This window comes from Methylobacterium sp. yr668, assembly GCF_900116245.1.
Lineage (GTDB): Bacteria > Pseudomonadota > Alphaproteobacteria > Rhizobiales > Beijerinckiaceae > Methylobacterium.
Genome location: NZ_FOZY01000004.1, coordinates 136610 through 157431, shown reverse-complemented (window position 1 = coordinate 157431; position 20822 = coordinate 136610). Strand labels below are relative to the sequence as shown.

Genomic DNA, 20822 nt, shown 5'->3' with positions numbered 1-20822 from the left:
CGGCGGAGCTCGGGTGTTGAAATTGTATAAAATCAATCGGGCGATCGGCTCGATCACGACAAGGGTGCCCGCGATGACGCTCTCCCGCCGCCAGATCCTGGCCGGTACCGCAGGCGCGGCCGCCGGCCTCGGCCTCCCGCACCTGGTCCGGGCCCAGCCCGGCGCCGGCAGCGTGCTGCGCTTCATCCCGTCGACGCCCCTGCCGTCCCTCGATCCGATCGTCGCCACGAGCTACGTCATCCGCAATCACGGCTATCTCGTCTACGACACGCTGTTCGCCACCGACGAGAATTTCCGCATCCAGCCGCAGATGGTGAGCGAGTGGCAGACCGCGCCCGACGGCCTGCGCTGGACCTTCCATCTCCGCGACGGCCTCACGTTCCACGACGGCTCCCCCGTCGAGGCCAAGGACTGCATCGCGTCGATCGCGCGCTGGTCCAAGCGGGACGCGTTCGGCCAGACCCTGGCGGGCTTCGTGGAGGGCTACGGCCAGGAGGACGCGCGGACATTCACCATCAGCCTGAAGAGGCCGTTCCCCCTGCTCCCGGCGGCGCTCGGCAAGCTGTCCTCCAACGTGCCCTTCATCATGCCGGAGCGCGTCGCCCTCCAGGACGCGTCCAAGCCGATCGCCGACGCCACGGGCTCCGGGCCGTGGCGCTTCGAGGCGCGGGAATGGATCCCCGGCCAGAACGCGATCTACACCCGCCACGCGGGCTACCGCCCCCGCGAGGAGGCGCCCTCCTGGGCGGCCGGCGGCAAGGTCGCCAAGGTCGACCGGATCGAGTGGCTCGCCATCACCGAGGCCTCGGCGGCGGTGGGCGCGATGATCCAGGGGGCGGTCGACTGGTACGAGCAGCCGGCGATCGACCTGATCCCGGTGCTCAAGGGCAAGCCGGGTATCGAGATCCGCAACGTGCCGCTCGGGCTGATCCTGCTGATGCGGTTCAACCACACGCAGCCGCCGTTCAACAATCCCGAGATCCGCCGGGCCGTGATGATGGCCATGAAGCAGGACGACTACATGCAGGCGGTGGTCGGCAGCCCCGAATACTACCGGGAGGCCAAGACCTTCTTCACGCCGGGCTCGCCGATGTCGACCGGGGCCGGCGGGGCCGCGGCCATGCAGGCGGACCTCGCCAAGGCCAAGGCGATGCTGGCCAAGGCCGGCTACAAGGGCGAGCGCGTGGTGCTGCTGGCCCCGGCCGACCAGCCGATCGCCTACAACCAGTCGCTGGTGACCCAGGACCTGCTCAAGCAGCTCGGCATGAACGTCGATCTGGTCTCGACCGACTGGGGCAGCTTCATCGCCCGCCGCGGCAACCGCGGGCCGGTCGATGCCGGCGGCTGGTCGCTGTTCCACACCCTCTGGTCGGGGGCCGACGTGCTGAACCCGGCGCTCCACCCACTGATCCGCGCCAACGGTCAGGCGGCGTGGTTCGGCTGGCCGGACGACCCGACCCTGGAGGGCCTGCGCAGCGAGTGGATCGCCACCAGCGACGAGGCGCAGCAGAAGGCGCTCGCCGCACGCATCGAGGAGCGGGCCTTCGCGGTCGTGCCCTACGCCCCGGCAGGCCTCGTGCAGCAGCCGATGGCCGTGAGTTCGAAGCTCAAGGGCATGGTCATGGCCCCGGTGCAGTTCTTCTGGAACATCGAGAAGACCGCCTGAGTCCGGGCGCTCCCGAGGAAGGTTCGTCTTTGCGAGCGCAGCGAAGCAACCCAGGGCAGCGGGCCGCTGATGGGCGTGGCGCCGCTGGATTGCTTCTCTCCGCTCGCAAAGACGCGAGGGCGCAGGTGCCCGCGCGTCTTCAGCCCGCGCCCTTCCCCGACACGCCGGCCTGCGCGAAGGTCGCCATGCCGGTGTGGCAGGCGAGCGCGCCCTTCAGCAGGCCCATCGCCATGCCGGCGCCCGAGGCCTCGCCGAGGCGCATGCCGAGCGCCAGCAGCGGCACCAGCCCGAGCCGCTCCAGAACCTCCGCGTGGGCGCCCTCCGCCGAGACGTGGCCGGCGAGGCAGTGGTCGAGGGCATTTGGGTCGGCGGCGTGCAGCACGGCCGCGGCGGCGGTCGCCACGTAGCCGTCGATCACCACCGGGATGCGCTGCAGCCGCGCGGCCAGGATCGCCCCCGCCATGGCGGCGATCTCCCGGCCGCCGAGGCGCGCCAGGACCTGAAGCGGGTCGTCGAGGTGGCCGGCATGGTGCGCGAGCGCCGCCTCCACGGCCGCGACCTTCCGGGACAGGCCGTCCCGGTCGACGCCCGTGCCGCGCCCGACCCAGTGGGCGGGATCGCCGCCGAACAGGGCGGCGTAGAGGGCGGCCGCCACCGTGGTGTTGCCGATGCCCATCTCGCCGATGCCGAGGCAGTCGGTGCCGGCGGCCACCGCCTCCATGCCGAACGCCATGGTGGCGACCGTGGCGCGCTCGTCGAGGGCCGGCCCCTCCGCGATGTCGCCGGTGGGCATGTCGAGGGCGAGGTCGAACACCTTGAAGCCGAGGCCGTAGGCCGCGCAGATCTGGTTGATCGCCCCGCCCCCGGCGGCGAAGTTGTCGAGCATCTGGCGGTTGACCGCGTCCGGGAAGGCCGAGACGCCGCGGCGCGTGACCCCGTGGCTGCCGGCGAAGACGCAGACCAGCGGCCGGTCGAAGGTCGGCGGCGCCTTGCCCTGCCACGCCGCCAGCCACGTAACGAGGCTCTCCAGGCGCCCCAGCGAACCGGCGGGCTTCGTCAGGGTCGCGTCCCGGGCCGCGACGGCTTCCTTCGCCTCCGCGTCGGGGCCCGGCATCGCCTTCAACAGGTTGCGGATGTCGTCGAAGGGGCCGGGTTCGGGAGCGGTCGTCGAATCGGTCATGGCGGCGATGATTTCCTGTGGGCGCCTCCGGACGGGGAGACTATACGGGAGCGGCGCGCGGTGGCGGGCGGATGCGAGAGGCCGCGATGGACAGGCAGACCGGCGGGGAGGCCGACTGGCCCGGGCGCGGCGCCCTCTACGACCTCGCCGGGTGCCTGCGCTTCTACTCCCGCCTGCCGGTGCCGCAACTGCCCGGCGAGCCGGACCCGCACCGCAGCCCCGACTTCACAACCCTGCCGCGGATGCTGCCGCTGGCCGGCCTGATCCTGGCGCTGCCCGCCGCCCTGGTGCTGGCGGCCGGCTGGGCCGTCGGGCTCGGGCCGTTCCTGGCCGCGACCCTCGCGGTGGCGGTCGCCGTGGTGGCGACCGGCGCCCTCCACGAGGACGGGCTCGCGGACGTTGCCGACGGGTTCGGCGGCGGCGCCACGCGGGAGCGCCGCCTGGAGATCATGCGCGACAGCCGGATCGGGGCCTACGGCGGCGCCGCCCTGGTCCTGGCGCTGGCCCTGCGGATCGGCGCCCTGGCGACGCTCCTCGACCGGATCGGCCACGCGGCCGTGACCGGCCTGATCCTGGCGGCCGCCCTGTCGCGGGTCGCCGCCCTCGCCCCGATGGTGCTGCTCGCGCCGGCGCGGCCGGGCGGCCTCTCCGCCTCGGTCGGCCGCCCGGGCCGGGCGAGCCTCGCCACCGCGCTGGGCCTCGGCGCGGTGCTGGCGCTCGGCGCCGTGCCCCTCGGCCTGCCTGTCGGCGGGATCGCTCTGATGATCCTGTGCGCCGGCCTCGCGGCCCTGGGCCTGACCCGGCTGGCGCGCGCCAGGATCGGCGGCCAGACCGGCGACGTCATCGGCGCCTGCCAGCAGGTCGCGGAGATCGCCGCCCTGCTGGCCCTGGTGGCGGCGACGGCGGGCGTGGCGGATTGAGGGAGGCCGCCGCGTCTTGACCCGGCCACGATCCCCCGGCCAAGGATCACCGATGCCGCCCGCGCCGAAACCCTCCTCGCCCTGCACCAAGGTCTGCGTCCTCGACGCCGCGACCGGCCTGTGCTGCGGCTGCGGGCGGACCCGCGACGAGATCGCCGCCTGGGGCGCGCTGTCGGAGGACCGGCGCCGCGCCGTGATGGCGGGGCTCGGCGCCCGGATGCGGGCCGCCGGCCTCACCCCCCTGGAAGCGCCGCTGCCGTCATGATCTATCTCGGCCTCGCGGCCCTCGCCCTGGTTCTCGTCGCCCTGGTCCTCAGCGACGGCAGCGACAGCGTCGGCGGCGTGATCGAGCCCGACCAGTTGGCGAACCTCGCCTGGACCGGCACGATCCTGCTCCTGGTGGTGGCCGGGTTCTGGCGGCAGTTCACGGCCCGGCTCGGTGCGAACCTGCAGGCGCTCCTGGCCTGGGCGCTGATCGGCCTCGCCCTGGTGATCGGCTACAGCTACCGCGACCGGATCCAGGACGTCGGCGCCCGGGTGCTCGGCGATCTCCGGCCGGGGAGCGCGACCTCGAGCGGCGACGGCGCCGTCACGGTCACCCGGCGGGCGGACGGCGATTTCCGGGTCGACGCCTCGGTCAACGGCCGGGTGCAGCCTTTCCTGTTCGACACCGGGGCGAGCAGCGTCGTGCTCACCGCCGAGAACGCCGCCGCGCTGGGGCTCACGCCCGCGCCCTCCGAGTTCACCGCCCGCGTCTCCACCGCCAACGGCATCACCTACGCGGCGCCGACCCAGCTCGACTCGCTCAGCGTCGGGACGATCACCGAGCGGCGTGTCAACGCCATGGTGGCCAAGCCGGGCGCGCTCTCGGCGAACCTCCTCGGCCAGACCTTCCTGTCGCGGCTCTCCGGCTACGAGGTCCGGGGCGACCGCCTGATCCTGCGCCGGCCCTGACCGGGCCGCCGCGCAAGGCGCTCAGGCGGCGCGGGCCTCGGGGGCGGCGCGGGAGACCAGCGCCACCGCCTCCCGCAGGGTCGCGAGGTCGGCCTCCGGGCGCATCCCGTGGGTCGAGAGGTGGCGCCGGAAGGCCCGCGCGCCCGGCCGGCCGTTGAACAGGCCGAGCATGTGCCGGGTGACCGCGTGGAGGCGCTCGCCCCGGGCGAGGCACGCGGCGATGTAGGGCTCGAACGCCGCGACCGCCGCGAAGGCGTCGGGGGCCGGGGCCGGCACGCCGAACAGGTCGGGATCGACCCCGAGCAGGAGCGCCGGCTCGGTGTAGGCGGCGCGGCCGACCATGACGCCGTCGACCTCGGCGAGCCGCGCCCGCGCGGAATCCAGGTCGCGCAGGCCGCCGTTGACCGCGATCGGCAGGCCGGGAAGCCGCCGCTTCAGCCGCGCGGCGCGGCCGTAATCGAGGGGCGGCACGTCCCGGTTCTCCTTGGGCGAGAGTCCCTGGAGCCACGCCTTGCGGGCGTGGACGATCAGCCCGTCGACGCCCGCTGCCACCACGGCGTCGGCCAGGGTGTCGAGCGCCGCCTCGGGGTCCTGGTCGTCGACGCCGATCCGGCACTTCACCGTCACCGGCACGGGGACCGCGGCCTTCATGGCGGCGACGCAGTCGCCGACCAGGGCCGGCTCGCGCATCAGGCAGGCGCCGAAGCGGCCCTCCTGCACCCGGTCCGAGGGGCAGCCGACGTTGAGATTGACCTCGTCGTAGCCGAGATCCGCGGCGATCCGGGCGGCCCGCGCCAGGTCCGCCGGGTCCGAGCCGCCGAGCTGGACCGCCACCGGGTGCTCGATCTCCGCGAAGCCGAGCAGGCGCTCCCGCGGCCCGTGCAGCACCGCGCCGGTCGTCACCATCTCGGTGTAGAGGCGGGCGCGCGCCGAGAGGGACCGGTGGAACGCCCGGCAGTGGCGGTCCGTCCAGTCCATCATCGGGGCGACGGAGAAGCGCCATCCGCTGAGAGTTCTGGGTTCTTCCGCTGCGGCAATCACTTGCTGTCGCTCTCGTGCTGTATCTCGGCGTGCCCCATCGGGCGTCGGACTGCTCGGAATCCGGCTGTGGCGTGCCTGCTCGGCCCCGTCCGGTCCCACCGCGGGGGGCGCGATGGGGACCATGGTCGAGTCCGCCGGGAAGCACGGGACGACGGGGTATCACGCCCGGATCGTCGTCAAAAGAGACGGCACGGTCCACCGCGGGGCCCGGACCGTCGACCGGCGCGCCCGCCGCGGCTCTAAACGCGCCGTTAACCAAGATCAGTGATTTCCCAGGTCATTGGTAGCGTCGCGCGGGGTGCATCTGCCGCCGCGCAAGGATGGCACATCATGCGGCTGATCGTCGGCACAGTGATCGTCTTCGCCTGCGTCTTCGGCAGCTACGCGGCGATGGGCGGCCATCTGCTGGTCCTGTGGCAGCCGTTCGAGTTCGTCATCATCCTGGGTGCGGCGATCGGCGCCTTCGTCATCGGCAACACCGGGCCGGTGCTCAAGGCCGTGCCCGCCATGCTGGGCACGCTGATCAAGGGCCCGAAGTACAATCAGCAATCCTATGTCGAGCTGCTGGGAATGCAGTATTCGTTGTTCAAGCTCGCGAAGCAGAAGGGTGCGATGGCGCTCGAGCCGCACATCGAGGATCCGGGCGAGTCGACGCTGTTCAACGCCTTCCCGACCTTCGCGGCGAACCACCACGCGGTCGAGTTCGTCTGCGACTACATGCGCATGGTGACGCTGGGCGCCAACAACGTCCACGAGATCGACGCGCTCATGGATGAGGAGCTGGAGACGCACCATCAGGAGCAGGAGCGCGTCGTCTCGGCCATGCAGTCGCTCGCCGACGGGACGCCGGCGCTCGGCATCGTCGCCGCCGTGCTCGGCGTGATCAAGACGATGGGGGCGATCAAGGAGCCGCCGGAGGTGCTGGGACACCTGATCGGCGGCGCGCTCGTCGGTACCTTCTTCGGCGTCTTCGTGGCCTACGGCTTCTTCGGGCCCATGGCGCAGTCGCTCAAGAGCCTCTTCGAGGCCGAGTCCAAGTACTATCTCTCGCTCAAGGCGGGGCTGCTCGCCCACATCGCCGGCCAGCCGCCGGTGATGGCGGTCGAGTTCGCCCGCAAGTCCCTGATGAGCGACGTCCGCCCGACCTTCAACGAAGTGGAAGCGGCGACCGCCGCTCTGCCCGCCCAGAGCTGATCCGACATCCGGGAGGGAGTCCATGGCGACGATCATCATCAAGAAGGTCAAGAAGGCCGCCCACGCCCACCACGGCGGGGCCTGGAAGATCGCCTACGCGGACTTCGTGACCGCCATGATGGCGTTCTTCCTGCTGATGTGGCTGATCAGCATGACGACGCAGGAGCAGAAGATCGGCCTGGCGGAGTACTTCTCGCCGGCGGCTCTGAGCCCTGCGACCAGCGGCGCCGGCGGAATCCTGTACGGGACCGCCCTCGACACGTCCGGCAACAAGCCGTCCACGCCCCGCGACGCGGAGCGGGGCTCCGCCGAGCGGGAGGAGATCACGCGCCCGACCAGCCCGGGGCGCGTCAGCGACGTCGATGCCAGCCGCCCGGTCGCCAACGTGGAGGCCAATTTCAGCGCCATAGCCAGCCTCCGGCAGGCGCTCCAGACGATGCCCGACATCGCCGAACTGTCGAAGAACATCGTGATCGAGCAGACCAAGGAGGGCGTGAACGTCTCCCTCGTGGACCAGGACGGCCGCGCCATGTTCCGCGAGGGGTCCGTCGAGCCCTACGACCGCACCCGTCGCGTGCTGGAGGCCCTCGCGCCCGCCATCCGGCGGCTGCCCAACCGCCTGTCGATCACCGGCTACACGGCCGTCGCGCGCCCGGGCTCGACGCGGGCCGGCGAGCCCTGGAACCTCTCCGCCGGGCGTGCCCTCGCCGTGCGCGAGGTCCTGTCGGGTGCCGGGGTTCCCAACGACAACTTCTCCTCCGTGTCGGGACGCGGCGACACGGAGCCGGTTTTCCCGGACAATCCCTACCTCGCGCCGAACCGGCGGGTGACGATCACGCTGCTCAACGCGAGCCCGCCGGTGCCCCCGAACCTTCTCCGCTGACGCCGGAGCGGCGCGCCGCGTCGGACCGCGACGCGGCGCGCCGTCGATGCCGCCTCACGTCACCGCGGCGCGTCACGCGCTGCGCGCGGTGTCGAGGCGGCGCGGGTGGCCCGCGACCGGGCCGAGCGCCCGCGCCGCGCCGAGGCGGTAGGCTGACGGCGCGGCGGCGCGCGCGTCGCCCGCGAGCGGCACCGCGATCCCTGAGCCCGCCGCGCTCGGAGTTTCCGGGTTCGAGGCCGCACCGGCGCGATCCGGGTCAGCCCCGGGCATCCTCTCGGCCGGGACGCCGGAAATCGATGTCGCGGTCGGGCCGCGCGGCGCGCTCCACGGGGCGCGACAGCGTCCGACGATTCACCGCCGGGACCTGCGCGCAACCCGCCTCCCCCGCCCTGCCTCCCGGAAGCGGACCGGCGGCAGGCCGCCCGGAGCAGCCGGTCGAGCGCGGCCGACGGGCGGGCGTGGACGACCGGCGGCTCGCTGGCCCGCCGCGTGTCGCGCGGCGTGCACCTCTCGAACGTCGTGTTCCTGCCTCGCCCGCTCCGGCGCCGCGATGCGCGCGTCCGTCGCCGCCTTCGACTGGCCTGACCGCTCGCGGTCCGGCCCGCCGATCGGCGCCCGCGGGCCGTGCGACGGCGGCACGAGACCGTCCGCGACGAGGTCGATCGTCCCGGCCGACCGCTCCGCCGGGAGCGCGATGAAGCATATCTCACATGTGTGGCCGGAATGGAATTATTCCAATGTTCGGCAGATGATCGGCGGGCGCGGCGCCGAAGGACAGTTGATTCGATCCGCGAGCTTCGCGGTGTAGCTTTATTTATAGTTAGGAATATTTGATATGACGATCGGTAGAAAGATATTTTGTCTTATCAGTAGCATCCTTCTGGCATTCATATCGATCGTGGGCGTCCAGGTCTCGTCCGTCGGCGCGGTGATGATGGAGGGGCGCAAGGCCGCCATCCGCGCCCAGGTCGAGTCGGCGCACGGCATCGTGGCGGCGTTCGCCCGGCAGGCGGAGGCCGGCGCCGTCTCGGCCGACGAGGCGCGGCGGCGCGCGGCGGAGGCGCTGCGGGCCATGCGCTACAACGGCGGCGACTACGTCTTCGTCTACAGCTCGGAGCCGGGCAACATCGGCCGCAACGTCGTGCATCCCGATCCCAAGATCGAGGGCACGCGGTCCCGCGACGACGCGGCGATGAAGAAGACCTTCGTCTGGACGATGATCCAGCACGCCCGGGAGGGCGGCGGCTTCACCGAGTACCGCTGGGCCCGCCTCGGCGAGACCGAGCCCGCCCCGAAGGTCGCCTACTCGCTCGCCTACGAGCCTTGGCAATGGGTCATCAATTCGGCCCTGTACGTGGACGACATCCACGCCCTGGACCGGGCGCGGATGGTCACCACCCTGCTCTGGCTGATCCCCCTCGCGATCGGGATCGGGCTGGTCGGGTTCCTGCTGGCGCGCAGCATCACCCGCCCCCTGAGCGCCTTCACGGCCGCCCTGCGCCGCCTCGCCGGCGGCGCGACGGACGTCGCCATCCCGGGTCTCGGCCGGCGCGACGAGATCGGCCAGATGGCCGAGGCCGCCGGCGTGTTCCGGGACAGCATGATCGAGGCGCGGACCCTGTCGACCGAGCAGCGCGCCGAGCAGGAGCGTCGGCAGGAGCGGGCCCAGTGGATGGAGGCGGTGACCCGCAGCTTCGACACCGAGGCCAGCCAGCTCCTGGCACGGGTCGACACCGCCGCGGCCGGCATGCGGGAGGCCTGTCGGGCGATGGCCGACACCGCCGCGCAGGCGTCGCGGCAGGCCGGCTCGGCGGCCGGGGCGGCGCAGCAGGCGGCCGCCAACGTGCAGACGGTGGCGGCGGCGACCGAGGAGCTGTCCGCCTCGATCGGCGAGATCGGCGGGCAGGTCACCAAGTCGGCCGCGATCGCCGGTCAGGCGGTGAGCGAGGCGGAGCGGACCGACCGGCAGATCCGCGGCCTCGCCGGGGCGGCGGAGCGGATCGGGGAGGTCGTGCGGATCATCTCGGCGATCGCCGAGCAGACCAACCTGCTGGCGCTGAACGCCACGATCGAGGCGGCGCGGGCGGGCGAGTCGGGGCGCGGCTTCGCGGTGGTCGCCGCCGAGGTGAAGGGCCTGGCCGGGCAGACCGCGAAGGCCACGGAGGAGATCACCGCGCAGATCGCGGCGATCCAGGGCGAGACGACGGAGGCGGTCGGCGCGGTCCACTCGATCGGGAGGACCGTCGACACGATGAACGCGATCGCCAGCGCGATCGCGGCGGCGGTCGAGCAGCAGCGGTTCGCCACCGGGCACATCTCGCAGAACATCGACGAGGCCGCCCGGGGGACCGACGCGGTGAGCGCGAACGTGGTCTCGGCCTCGTCGGCGGCGGAGGCGACGCACCGCGTGGCCGGGGAGGTCGGTGCCGCGGCCGGCGACGTCTGCCGCAGCGCCGAGGCCCTGCGCGCCGAGGTGATGCGCTTCCTCGTCGAGATGCGCGCCGCCTGAGCGCGCCGTCGCCCCGGACGGGCGCCGCTGCCGCGGGGCCTGTCCGTGAAACGCGCGGGAGAGGCGCGTCAGAACACCGGCATGGCCCCGGCCACCGTGACGAGCGCGCCCGACGTGTAGCTGCTCTCCTCGGAGGCCAGCATCACGTAGGCCGAGGCGAGTTCGGCCGGTTGTCCGGGCCGGCCGAACGGCACCTGACTGCCGAAGGATTTCACCGAATCCTGGCTCATCCCGGAGGGGATGAACGGGGTCCAGATCGGCCCGGGCAGCACGCCGTTCACGCGCACGCCCTTCTCGGCGAGGAGCTGGGCCAAGCTGAGCACCATGTTGCTCAGGGCGCCCTTGGTGGCGCTGTAGGCCATGAGCGACGGCATCGGGTGCTTGGAATTCACCGAGGAGGTGAAGATCACCGAGGCGCCGGGCTTGAGATGGGCGAGCGCCGCCTTGGTCACGTAGAACGCGCCGAACACGTTGGTGCGGAAATGGTCCTCGAACACGGTGTCGTCGATCCCGGCGAGGTCCTCGTTCGGCTGCTGGAACGCGCCGTTGTTGACCAGCACGTCGAGGCGCCCGAACGTCTCGACCGTGCGGGCGACGATCTGGCGCCCGTAGGCGGCGTCCTTGAGGTCGCCCGGCAGGAGCAGCGCCCGCCGACCCGCCTTCTCGACCCACTGGGCGACCGCCTCCGCGTCGGCCTGCTCGTCCGGCAGGTAGGAGATGGCGATATCGGCCCCTTCCCGGGCGAAGGCGATGGCGACCGCGCGGCCGATACCGGAATCGCCGCCGGTGATCAGCGCGGCCTGGCCGGTCAGCTTGCCCGAGCCCTTGTAGCTCGCCTCGCCGTGGTCGGGTTCGGGCTCCATGCGGCCGGTCTTGCCGGGGAAGCTCTGGGGCTGCGCCGCGAAGGGCGGGCGGGGATACTTGTGCAGCGGATCCGTGGTCACGCGTCGTCTCCGATGGGGATGCCGGTCCAACCGCACGGCATCCCGGGTGTTCCGGTGCCCTGGCGCCGCGCCCCGCCGGCACAGCCCTGTTCGAGGCCGCCCGCCGCCCTTCCCCCCTCGCGGACAACACGAACCCGTGTGCCGGCGAGGGGCCGACACAGGTCAGCAACAGCCGCTCGTCACTCTGGCCGCGAGGAGGTCCCGCCATGATCGACGTTCAGCCGGAGGATCGGGCCGCCCGCGTGATCGACCGGGTCCTGCTCTGCGCAGCGATGCTCTCGCTCACCTTCGGTCTGGCGACGGGCCTGTGGGGCCTGCTGCAGTGAGCCGGCCCGGCCGCGCCCCCGCGCGCCGGTCCGGACGCGACTACACCGCCGCGGCGCTGATCGGAGCGGGACTCACGGTGCTCGCGCTCGCGCTGCTGCTGGTCGGGATCCCGTGAGCGGTCGCCGGCGATGCTGCTGAACCGCGTCCTCGTCGCCGCGCTGGTCGTCGCGGTCGCGGCGTTCCTGCTGTACCTGGCGGCCCTCGCCCGCGCGGCGCTGTCGCCCAACGAGCCCTACGCGGCCAGCATCGGCCTCACCCTCGACCAGTGCGTGGCCGCCCAGGACAGCCTGTCCGCCGAGGCGGCGCGCCTCTACTGCCTCAGGTCCGTCCCGAAGCGCCTGTGACCGGCAGGGATCTCGGGCCGCCGGAGACCCTGCGTGAGTTTTCCTGACACATCGTGTGAGGACATGGTGATTGTCCGCACGGTGCCGGAAACTTAGGGTTCGAGGTGCCGGCCGGCTCTGCCGCCGCGCCCGGTCGCAGGAAAACGCACGGGATGCCCAGCACCATGGCGGACGACGCGACGACCCGGTCCGGACACTGCCACTGCGGGGCGGTGCGCTTCGAGGCGGCCCTCGACGGGGATCTCGCGTCGATCCGACGCTGCACCTGCTCCTACTGCCGCATGCGCGGCGCCGTCGTCGTCATGGCGCGGCCGGGCGGGGTGAGGATCCTGGAGGGGGCGGAGGCGCTGACGACCTACCGGTTCCATACCGGGGCGGCGCAGCACTTCTTCTGCTCCCGCTGCGGCGTCTACACGCACCATCAGCGGCGGTCGGACCCGAACGTCCACGCCGTCAACGTGGCCTGCCTGGACGGGGTCAGTCCCTTCGACTTTCCGGAGGTCCCGGTGATGGACGGCGTCAATCACACGAACGACACCGGCCAGCCCACGCGGCGCGCCGGCACGCTGCGCTTCGTCCCGGCAGAGTGACGGCCGCGTAGGGCTGCGTGAGGGCCGCGTGACGGCGGCGGACCGTCCGCGGTGTGGGCCCGGTGCGGGATCCCCGATCGGGCCCTGCTCAACCGCTAGTGATCGTGGCCGCAGCCGCAGCCGGGACCGTGCACGTGGCCGTGCTTCTGGTGCCCGTGCTCGTGATCATGGCCGTGATCATGGCTGTGTCCGTGGGCATGATCGTGGCCGTGCTTCTCGTGCCCGTGATCGTGGCTGTGGCCATGATCGTGCGCGTGGGCGTGCTCATGCCCGTGCTCATGCCCGTGCTCATGCCCGTGCTCATGCCCGTGCTCATGCCCGTGGTCGTGATGATGGTGGGCGTGATGGTCGTGCCCGTGATCGTGCCCGCAGGTGCTGTGATCGTGGGCGGCCTGCTCGGGACGGAAGGCACGGGAGACCGGGGTCGCGACGCAGCCCTGCCCGCGCACCAGCTCGGCCGCGGCGGGCGTCGCCGGCACGTAGAGCACGTCCGCGCCGATCTCGGCGTCCACGTGGCTGCCGCCGAGCTGCCAGGCCAGGCGCAGCAGGCGGGCCGGATTCTCGGCGCGCACCTCCAGGAGGTCCTCGGCGGCCGCCCGCACCGCGACGAGCCGGCCGTCGTCGAGGCGCAGGGCGTCGCCGTCCTCGAGCGCCGCGGCCTTGGTGAGCGCGACGTCGAAGCCGAGGCCGCCCTCGGCGACCAGGGATCCAGCGACGGCAGCCCGGCCCGCGCGGTCGAGGGTCACCGTGTCGGCGACGCGGTCGGCGCGGACCGCGGCCCGGCGGACGATCGTGGTGGCTGTCGGCATGGGACCCTCGGACATGTGCCGGACTGGTGCCGGGCGTGGTGCCGGATAGGGCGTCGCGGCACCGCGGCCGGAGCGCCTCCGAACGTGGCATAGGGCGAGACGGGAACCGGGCGCAACTCGTCTCGCAACGCGTCTCGCGTCCGATGGAACCTTAGCCGTATGGCCGACATTCCTTTCCTGCTAAGCTCGACCCGATCCGCAACGATCACGGCCACCGGCCGGACCGGATTCACAAGGGAGTTCTGGGGACCATGAAGAAGCTGACGGCCGCCGCCATCGCCACCATCGCCGCCCTCTCGCTCGCCGGCTGCAACACCCCGGAGGACCGGGCTCTGGGCGGCGCCGGCCTCGGCGCCCTGACCGGTGCCGCGATCGGCGCGGCGGCCACCGGCCGCGCGGGCGGTGCCCTGGCGGGTGCCGCGATCGGCGGCGCCGGCGGCGCCATCGTGGGCGCCTCGACCGCGCCGCGCTGCCCCTACGGCACCTATCGCGACGCCTACGGCAACGTGTACTGCCGCTGAGCTGAAGGGGGCGGGCCGGGCGCGTCCCGGCCCTTCCTCGCGGCGTGCGGAGCGGCTATCCCGTCGCTCGGCCGGGCCCGTCCCGGTGCCGGAACCCCGCCGCCGCCGATGACAGAGCCGAGCCGAGGATCAGCGCCGGGACCGGTCGTCCCATGACTCAGGCGACCAAGACCCAGGGCGTCTGGGGCAAGCTCGGCGGCGCCGGATTCGGCCTCGCGATCGGCGGCCCGCTCGGGGCGCTGATCGGCGGGGTCGCCGGTCATTTCCTGCTCGACCGCGTCGGCGCGCCCTTCGGGCGGACGCCGCGCGACGTCGTGTTCACCACCGGCCTCGTGGCGCTCGCCGCCAAGATGGCCAAGTCCGACGGCGTCGTGCTGCCCTCGGAGGTCGAGGCGTTCGGCCGGGTCGTGCAGGTGGAGCCGTCCGCGCGGGCAGGCGTCGAGCGCCTGTTCGACCTCGCCAAGAAGACCACGAACGGCTTCGAGGCCTACGCCCAGCAGCTGGCGACCACCTTCGGCGACGAGCCGGCCCTCCTCGAGGATGTGCTCGACGGCCTGTTCCAGATCGCCGGCGCCGACGGGGCGCTGCACGAGGCCGAGGAGCGCTACCTGCGCGCGGTCTCGGGCATCTTCGGCTTCGACGAGGCGGCGTTCCGGCGCATCGCCGCCCGCCACGTGCGGTTGCCGGACGATCCCTACGGCGTCCTCGGGCTCGACCGCGAGGCGGACGACGCCGCCGTGAAGGCCCGCCACCGGGCGCTGGTGGCCGAGCACCACCCGGACCGGGCGCTCGCCCGCGGCCTGCCGACGGAGGCGGTGGCCATCGCCACGCGGCGGCTCGCCGCGATCAACGCCGCTTATGACCGGATCGCGCAGGAGCGCGGGCTGCGGTGAGCCTGACCCCCGACAGCCCCCTCGCCCGCCGCGTCGCGCCCTCGCCGAACCACGGCGCCCGCCGCGCGGGGCCGCTCGACATGCTGATCCTGCACTACACCGGGATGGACAGCGGGGCCGCCGCCCTCGCGCGCCTGCGCGACCCGCTGAGCGAGGTCTCGGCGCACTACCTCGTGTTCGAGGATGGCGGGATCGTCCAGATGGTGCCGGAGGCCCGCCGGGCCTGGCACGCCGGCGCCGGCGCCTGGAAGGGCGAGACCGACGTCAATTCCCGGTCGATCGGGATCGAGATCGTGAACCCGGGCCATGCCGGCGGCCTGCCGCCCTACCCGGAGGCCCAGGTCGAGGCGGTGATCGCGCTGGCCCGGGACGTCCTCGGCCGCTGGCCGATCCCGCCGGAGCGGGTGCTCGCCCATTCCGACGTCGCGCCCGAGCGCAAGGAGGATCCGGGGGAGATCTTCCCGTGGGACCGTCTGGCGGCGGCGGGGGTGGGGCACCGCGTGCCCCCCGCGCGCCTCCAGGACGGCCGGTTCTTCGCGCGGGGCGATGCCGGCCAGCCCGTCGAGGCGCTGCAGGCGATGTTCGCAATCTACGGCTACGACCTGCCGGTGACCGGTCTGTTCGACGCGCGCACCCAGGCGGTGGTCACCGCGTTCCAGCGCCACTTCCGCCCGGCGCGGGTGGACGGCGTGGCCGACGCCTCGACCATCACCACCCTGCGCGACCTGATCGCGGCGCTGCCGCCGGCCTGAGGGCCAGGCGCCCGCCGGGCCCCCTCAGGCGCGGTGGGCCCGGGCCTCGCGGGGGTGCCCGGCCTCCGGGGCCGGCGCGACCGGCGCGTCGGTCCGGGTCCGCCAGAGGCTGTAGAAGACGCCCGCCGCCAGCAGCGTCAGGGTCACCACCAGGGAGACCCAGGGCTGCACGTGGATGAGCCCGAACGTGTCGGCGACCACGATCTTGGCGCCGATGAAGATCAGGATGAAGGCCAGCGCCGTCTTCAGGTAGGCGAACCGGTCGACCATCGCGGCGAGCGCGAAGTAGAGGGCGCGCAGGCCCAGGATCGCGAAGATGTTGGAGGTGTAGACCACGAACGTGTCGGTGGTGATCGCGAAGATCGCCGGCACGCTGTCGACCGCGAAGATCACGTCGGCGCCGTTCACCAGCACCAGGGCGAGGGCCAGCGGGGTGAAGTACAGGGCGACCTTGCCGGTCCTCGGGTCGGTCTTGCGCACGGTGAAGCGCTGGCCGTGCAGGTCGGGCGTGACCCGGAAGGTCGTCTTGAACCAGCGCACGACGGCACTGTTCTGGAAGTCGCCTTCCTCCTCGTCGCCCGAGAGCAGGATCTTCAGGCCGGCGTAGATCAGGAAGGCGGCGAACAGGGAGAGCACCCAGTGCACCTCGTGCACCAGGGCGGCGCCGAGCCCGATCATCAGCCCGCGCAGCACCACGGCCGCCAGGATGCCCCAGAGGAGAACCCGGTGCTGGGCCGCCCGCGGGATGCCCAGGGCCGTGAGGATCATGGCGATGACGAAGACGTTGTCCATCGACAGCGACTTCTCGACCACGAGGCCGGTGACGTACTCCTCGGCGGAAGACGGCCCGAGATACCACCAGATCCAGCCGCCGAAGGCGAGGCCGAGGGCGAGGTAGAAGCCAGTGAGAGCCAAGCTCTCCCGGACGCCGATCTCGTGCTCCTTGTCGCGGTGGAGGAGCCCGAGGTCGAAGGCGAGCAGGCAGGCGATCAGGACGTGGAACCCGAGCCACATCCACAACGGCTTGCCGAGCCATTCGACGGTGAGGACGTCCATCATGTGCGGGGACCTGATGCTGATTCCAGATGGAAAGCATCGGCTCCGACATCACGGGCGCTGAGGAGCGCCCGCCAGAGGGGCCCGCAGCCGATGGGGCCGACGTAAGCGGTGATCCGGGCGAATCAAGGGCAGAGCGCCCGGCCGGCGCGCGGTCCGGTGACGCTATCCGCTCCCCGTGGCCCCGCCGCGACGCGGGCGCGCGCGTCGGGGCGGCCTCCTGTCCTGGAACAGGAGCGCGCGCGGGGTGAGGGACCGCGTCCGGTTCCGCGAGGCCGTCAGGCGGAGGCGTCCGGCGTCTCGGCGGCCATCTTGGGGGATGTGCGCTCGCGCAGGGGCCGCTCCTCCATCAGCGCCAGGAACGTGAAGGCTCCGAGCAGGCCGAGGCAGGCGGCCAGGAAGACGTGGCGGAAGGTCAGGGCGAGCTGGGCCGGGTCCGCGCCGCGGATCAGGCTCTCCACGTCGTGGGCCCCTCCCCCGGCCCCGCCCGCGGCGCCGCCGAGCACGATCGTGCCGAAGGCCGCCACGATCAGCGCCCCGCCGAGGGAGCGGAAGAAGTTCATCGCGGCGGTGGCGATGCCGAGCTGGTGCGTCTCCACCGCGTTCTGGATCGAGATGGTCGAGAGCGGGAGGATCGTCCCGATCCCCATGGAGAGCAGCGCGAACAGCACCTCCATGAGCCAGAAGGGCAGCGCCCGGCCCTGCCAGGCGATAGTGGCGCAGCAGGCGAGGCTGACGCACATCATCGCCAGGGGCAGGCGCTTGTAGTGCCGGAAATGCAGCATCGACCGGCCCGACAGGGTCGCGCCCGTGACGGTGCCGATCATCAGCGGCACCAGGGCCACGCCGGACTCGCTCGCCGAGAGCCCGATCACCCCTTCGAGGAAGATCGGCACGTAGATGGTGAGCCCGATGAAGGTGCCCATGGCGAAGCACGCGGCCAGCGTCGCGCTGTAGACCACCCGGTCCTTGAGCACCTCCGTGGGGATCAGCGGCTCGGCCGCCGTGGCGAGCCGCGCCGCGAAGCCGCCGCCCAGCACGGCCGCCCCGGCGAGGAGGGCGAGGACCGGTGCGGAGTCCCAGGGGTAGCGCACCCCGCCCCAGCTCAGGGCCAGCAGGAGGGTGACGGAGCCCGCCACCATCAGGGCGGCGCCGGGATAGTCCAGCCGGTGGCGGCGCTCGTGGCGGGGCAGGCGCTTGAGGTTGGCGTTGGTGAGCGCGAAGGCGAGGACGCCGATCGGCAGGTTGATCCAGAAGATCAGGGACCAGTGCAGGTGCTGGGCGAAGAGACCGCCGAGCAGCGGCCCCGCCACCGAGGCCGTCACGAACACGCCCGCGATCACCACCTGGTAGCGCGCCCGCTCCTTGGGCGACATGATGTCGGCCAGGATGGTCTGCGCCAGGGCGATCAGACCGCCGCCGCCGACACCCTGGAGACCCCGGGCGAGCGCCAGCGCCACCATCGTGGGCGCGAGCGCGCAGGCGAGCGAGCCGACCACGAAGGTCGCGATGGCGATCAGCAGCATGACCCGCCGGCCGTGGATGTCGCTGAGCTTGCCGTAGAGCGGGGTCACCGCCGTGGAGGCCAGCAGGTAGGCGGTGACGATCCAGGGCAGGTTCGCGGCGTCGCCGAGGTCGAGGCCGATGGTCGGCATGGCGGTCGCCACGATGGTCTGGTCGAGGGCCGCGAGCAGCATCGCGGTCATCAGCCCGTAGACGATGGCGCGGATCTCGCCGGGGCTGAGCGCGGCCTGCGGGGCGGGCCGCGCCTGGGCCTGCGGCTGGATCTCGGTGACGGCGACGGGACTGGCCACGTGTCTGAGAGCCTCTGATCCGGACCGTGCCGGCCGACCGTCCGGGGCGGACGGGGCCTGGGGCGGCATGAGGGGGGCGCGGGCGGGCCGCGGTCGCGGGTCGGTGCACCGGTAACCGCGGCGCCCGGGATCGGGAAGAACGTGCGTTCGGGCGTGTCCGTTTCCTAGCGCAACGCCGGAGGCCGGCCCATGGCGCCCGGCGCCGATCCGACCTTCGCCCTTGACAGAGGGGGCCGGGCTGTCGCTCTCCCGCCCCATGCCGGATGACAGGGACGCAATCGCCATCGTGGGCGGGGGGCCCGCCGGGCTCGCCGCGGCCGAGGTGCTGGGCGAGGCCGGCCGCGCGGTCACGGTCTACGAGCGCATGCCGTCGGTCGCCCGCAAGCTGCTGATCGCCGGGCGCGGCGGCCTCAACATCACCCACGGCGAGGCGCGGGCCGAGTTCCTCGCCCGCTACCATCCGCGCGGCGCCCTCGACGCGGCCATCGCGGCCTTCCCGCCCGACGCGCTCAGGGCGTGGTGCGCGGATCTCGGCGAGCCGACCTTCGTCGGCACGAGCGGGCGCGTCTTCCCGCGCAGCTTCAAGGCCTCGCCCCTGCTGCGGGCGTGGCTGGCGCGGCTCGACCGCCTCGGCGTCCGGATCCGGACCCGCCACCGGCTCACGGGGATCGCCGGGGGCCTGCGCTTCGAGACCCCGGACGGTCCCCTGGACATCCGGCCGCGCGCCACCCTGCTGGCGCTGGGCGGGGCGAGCTGGCCGCGCCTCGGCTCGGACGGGCGCTGGGTGCCGCTCCTCGAGGGGCTCGGCGTGGCGGTGTCGCCCCTGCGTCCGGCCAATGCCGGCTTCGCGGCGGCTTGGTCCGACCTGTTCCGGGAGCGGTTCTCTGGCGCGCCGCTGAAGCGGGTGGCGCTCACCTGCGCGGGCACCACGGTGCGGGGCGAGGCCGTGATCACCGAGGCCGGCCTCGAGGGCGGGGCGGTCTACGCCCTCTCGCGCGTCCTGCGCGAGGCGATCGCGGCCGGGGGCAGCGCGCCGCTCGTCGTGGATCTCCGCCCGGACCTGACCCGGGACGCCCTCGCCCGCCGCCTGTCCGGCGCCCGGCCAAGCGACTCGGTCGCGACCCGGCTGCGCAAGGCCGCGGGCCTCGCGCCCGCGGCGGCGGGGCTGCTGCGCGAGGCGGCCGGCGCCGCCCTCCCGGCGGAGCCCGGGGCCCTCGCCGGGCTGATCAAGGCGGCGCCCATCACCCTCACCGCCTCCGCGCCGATCGAGCGGGCGATCTCGACGGCGGGCGGCGTCCGGCTCGACGCGCTGGACGGGCGGTCCATGCTGCGCGCCCATCCCGGCCTGTTCCTGGCCGGCGAGATGCTCGACTGGGAGGCGCCGACCGGCGGCTACCTCCTCCAGGGCGCCTTCGCGGGCGGCCGGTCGGCCGCCGCCGGGATGCTCGACTGGCTGCGCGAGACCGGCGGCTGACCCGCCCGGCTCACGGCCGCGTGCAGAACCCGACGATGCCGGTCGCTTCCGCCGGGCAGCTGGCGCCCTCCCCGTCGTAGGTCGGCGCGCCGCCCTTGAGGCAGTGGGCCGTGACCAGCATCTCCCCGGTCCCGCAGGTGATCGTGCAGCCTCCCGGGCAGTCGGACTTGCGCACGGGCCGCAGGCTGGCGGCCTCGCCCTTCGCGCCCGGGCCGCCCTGCGGTCCGATCGGCCCCCGCGAGCCCGGTGCGCCCGGCGGGCCCGAGGCTCCCGTGTCGCCCTTCGGGCCCGGTGCGCCCTGCGGGCCGGCCGCGCCCGTGGCACCGGGCTCCCCCTTCGGGCCGGGCTCGCCCTGGGGCCCCGTATCGCCCTTGAGGCCCTGATCTCCCTTGAGGCCCTGCTCCCCCTTGGGACCGGTCTCGCCCCTGGGACCCGTCTCGCCGGGCGGTCCCGCAGCCCCCTGGGGACCGGGCGGTCCGGGCGGACCCTCGGGCGCGCAGTTCGCCACGACCGCCTCGCGCTCGTCCGGCTCCGCCTTCAGCGTCACCACGCAGGTCGAGGGCCGGTAGGGCAGCCGGAAGGTGAACCGGCCGCGCCGGTCGGCCTGGATCGAGATGTCGTCGTCCAGCACCACGATCGCGCCGGGCTTGCGCACGGAGCCCGAGATCCGCAGGTCGCCGGCCTCGATCCGCGCGTCGTAGACCATGATCGGCTGGCTCGGGGCCTGCGCGTGGCGGACCCGCGGGCGGGGCGGGCGCGCCCGCCCCGTCGCGGGGGTGGACGCGGCCGGATCCGGGGCGGCGGCCCCCGGCGGATCAGCCTGCTGGCCGAGCGCCGCGCCCGGCAGGGCGAGCAGGAGCGTCAGGGTGAGGGCTGAGCTGAGGGCTGAGCGCATGCGCGGTCCGGTTCGGCCGCGTCACGCGCGCGGCGTCCGGACATTGGTCTCGCCCT

The 20822-nt window shown here is 73.3% G+C and carries 22 protein-coding genes; 14 read left to right on the top strand and 8 right to left on the bottom strand.

Going from position 1 to position 20822, the window contains the following annotated elements:
• Positions 1-73: 73 nt before the first annotated feature.
• Positions 74-1666: an ABC transporter substrate-binding protein gene (locus tag BM419_RS07085; RefSeq protein ID WP_091925886.1), complete on the top strand. Its 1593-nt coding sequence runs from the start codon at positions 74-76 to the stop codon at positions 1664-1666.
• Positions 1667-1805: 139 nt separating this feature from the next.
• Here BM419_RS07085 and cobT read toward each other — a convergent pair whose 3' ends face one another.
• Positions 1806-2846, bottom strand: a complete 1041-nt coding sequence (gene cobT / locus BM419_RS07080) for a nicotinate-nucleotide--dimethylbenzimidazole phosphoribosyltransferase (protein WP_020092319.1) — start codon at positions 2844-2846, stop codon at positions 1806-1808.
• 86 nt (positions 2847-2932) lie between these two features.
• On the opposite strand from cobT, the gene cobS reads away from it, so the two are divergent.
• Genes cobS through BM419_RS07065 form a run of 3 tightly spaced genes read left to right on the top strand, consistent with a single transcriptional unit; the run spans position 2933 to position 4720 of the window.
• Positions 2933-3766, top strand: coding sequence for an adenosylcobinamide-GDP ribazoletransferase (cobS, locus tag BM419_RS07075; RefSeq protein WP_091925884.1), 834 nt, complete (start codon positions 2933-2935; stop codon positions 3764-3766).
• Between the two features lie 52 nt (positions 3767-3818).
• Positions 3819-4031 carry a DUF1289 domain-containing protein gene (locus tag BM419_RS07070; RefSeq protein ID WP_091925882.1) on the top strand — a complete coding sequence of 71 codons (213 nt, stop codon included), beginning with the start codon at positions 3819-3821 and terminating at the stop codon, positions 4029-4031.
• Positions 4028-4720, top strand: a complete 693-nt coding sequence (locus tag BM419_RS07065) for a retropepsin-like aspartic protease family protein (protein ID WP_091925880.1) — start codon at positions 4028-4030, stop codon at positions 4718-4720. Before BM419_RS07070 ends, BM419_RS07065 begins: the two co-directional genes overlap by 4 nt.
• Positions 4721-4741: 21 nt before the next feature.
• Here BM419_RS07065 and dusA read toward each other — a convergent pair whose 3' ends face one another.
• Entirely contained in the window at positions 4742-5761 is a 1020-nt protein-coding gene (gene dusA / locus BM419_RS07060) for a tRNA dihydrouridine(20/20a) synthase DusA (RefSeq protein ID WP_091925878.1), read from the bottom strand.
• A 330-nt stretch (positions 5762-6091) separates the two neighbouring features.
• Here dusA and motA point away from each other — a divergent pair, with 330 nt between their 5' ends.
• Together motA and BM419_RS07050 are read left to right on the top strand one after the other, a co-directional pair.
• Entirely contained in the window at positions 6092-6955 is an 864-nt protein-coding gene (gene motA, locus BM419_RS07055) for a flagellar motor stator protein MotA (RefSeq protein WP_020092314.1), read from the top strand.
• A 22-nt stretch (positions 6956-6977) separates the two neighbouring features.
• The gene (locus tag BM419_RS07050; RefSeq protein WP_020092313.1) at positions 6978-7838 is read left to right on the top strand and encodes a flagellar motor protein MotB; all 861 of its coding nucleotides are present in this window, start codon (positions 6978-6980) and stop codon (positions 7836-7838) included.
• A 72-nt stretch (positions 7839-7910) separates the two neighbouring features.
• On the opposite strand, the gene BM419_RS31890 is transcribed toward BM419_RS07050, so the two are convergent.
• Positions 7911-8108: a hypothetical protein gene (locus tag BM419_RS31890; RefSeq protein ID WP_139257056.1), complete on the bottom strand. Its 198-nt coding sequence runs from the start codon at positions 8106-8108 to the stop codon at positions 7911-7913.
• A gap of 565 nt (positions 8109-8673) precedes the next feature.
• Here BM419_RS31890 and BM419_RS07045 point away from each other — a divergent pair.
• Positions 8674-10347, top strand: coding sequence for a methyl-accepting chemotaxis protein (locus tag BM419_RS07045; protein WP_042673651.1), 1674 nt, complete (start codon positions 8674-8676; stop codon positions 10345-10347).
• A gap of 68 nt (positions 10348-10415) precedes the next feature.
• Here the strand turns inward: BM419_RS07045 and BM419_RS07040 are convergent, their stop codons facing one another.
• Positions 10416-11291, bottom strand: coding sequence for an SDR family oxidoreductase (locus BM419_RS07040; protein WP_091925876.1), 876 nt, complete (start codon positions 11289-11291; stop codon positions 10416-10418).
• 307 nt (positions 11292-11598) lie between these two features.
• On the opposite strand from BM419_RS07040, the gene BM419_RS33190 reads away from it, so the two are divergent.
• From BM419_RS33190 to BM419_RS07030, 3 genes are all read left to right on the top strand, one after another.
• Positions 11599-11733 (top strand): hypothetical protein, encoded by a 135-nt coding sequence (locus tag BM419_RS33190; RefSeq protein ID WP_280141960.1) that lies wholly within the window; start codon positions 11599-11601, stop codon positions 11731-11733.
• Positions 11734-11746: 13 nt separating this feature from the next.
• On the top strand, positions 11747-11962 hold the full coding sequence (locus BM419_RS07035; RefSeq protein WP_091925874.1) for a hypothetical protein: 216 nt from the start codon (positions 11747-11749) through the stop codon (positions 11960-11962).
• A 164-nt stretch (positions 11963-12126) separates the two neighbouring features.
• Complete coding sequence (locus BM419_RS07030; protein WP_091925872.1) at positions 12127-12552, top strand: GFA family protein; 426 nt, start codon at positions 12127-12129, stop codon at positions 12550-12552.
• A 95-nt stretch (positions 12553-12647) separates the two neighbouring features.
• On the opposite strand, the gene BM419_RS07025 is transcribed toward BM419_RS07030, so the two are convergent.
• Complete coding sequence (locus BM419_RS07025) at positions 12648-13361, bottom strand: urease accessory protein UreE (RefSeq protein WP_091925870.1); 714 nt, start codon at positions 13359-13361, stop codon at positions 12648-12650.
• A gap of 251 nt (positions 13362-13612) precedes the next feature.
• On the opposite strand from BM419_RS07025, the gene BM419_RS07020 reads away from it, so the two are divergent.
• The 3 genes from BM419_RS07020 to BM419_RS07010 all read left to right on the top strand — a co-directional run bounded on the left by BM419_RS07020 (position 13613) and on the right by BM419_RS07010 (position 15527).
• The gene (locus BM419_RS07020) at positions 13613-13882 is read left to right on the top strand and encodes a hypothetical protein (RefSeq protein WP_012318984.1); all 270 of its coding nucleotides are present in this window, start codon (positions 13613-13615) and stop codon (positions 13880-13882) included.
• A gap of 152 nt (positions 13883-14034) precedes the next feature.
• Complete coding sequence (locus BM419_RS07015; protein WP_020092283.1) at positions 14035-14775, top strand: TerB family tellurite resistance protein; 741 nt, start codon at positions 14035-14037, stop codon at positions 14773-14775.
• A complete protein-coding gene (locus tag BM419_RS07010) occupies positions 14772-15527 on the top strand; it encodes an N-acetylmuramoyl-L-alanine amidase (protein WP_091925868.1) in 756 nt (251 codons plus the stop codon). The genes BM419_RS07015 and BM419_RS07010 overlap by 4 nt, the downstream gene beginning before the upstream one ends.
• A gap of 24 nt (positions 15528-15551) precedes the next feature.
• Here the strand turns inward: BM419_RS07010 and BM419_RS07005 are convergent, their stop codons facing one another.
• A complete protein-coding gene (locus tag BM419_RS07005) occupies positions 15552-16586 on the bottom strand; it encodes a TerC family protein (RefSeq protein WP_020092281.1) in 1035 nt (344 codons plus the stop codon).
• Positions 16587-16861: 275 nt separating this feature from the next.
• Positions 16862-18397, bottom strand: a complete 1536-nt coding sequence (locus BM419_RS07000; protein WP_091925865.1) for an MDR family MFS transporter — start codon at positions 18395-18397, stop codon at positions 16862-16864.
• Positions 18398-18653: 256 nt separating this feature from the next.
• On the opposite strand from BM419_RS07000, the gene BM419_RS06995 reads away from it, so the two are divergent.
• Positions 18654-19871 carry a TIGR03862 family flavoprotein gene (locus BM419_RS06995; RefSeq protein WP_091925863.1) on the top strand — a complete coding sequence of 406 codons (1218 nt, stop codon included), beginning with the start codon at positions 18654-18656 and terminating at the stop codon, positions 19869-19871.
• Between the two features lie 10 nt (positions 19872-19881).
• Here BM419_RS06995 and BM419_RS06990 read toward each other — a convergent pair whose 3' ends face one another.
• Positions 19882-20766 (bottom strand): collagen-like domain-containing protein, encoded by an 885-nt coding sequence (locus BM419_RS06990; RefSeq protein ID WP_091925861.1) that lies wholly within the window; start codon positions 20764-20766, stop codon positions 19882-19884.
• Positions 20767-20822 lie beyond the last annotated feature (56 nt).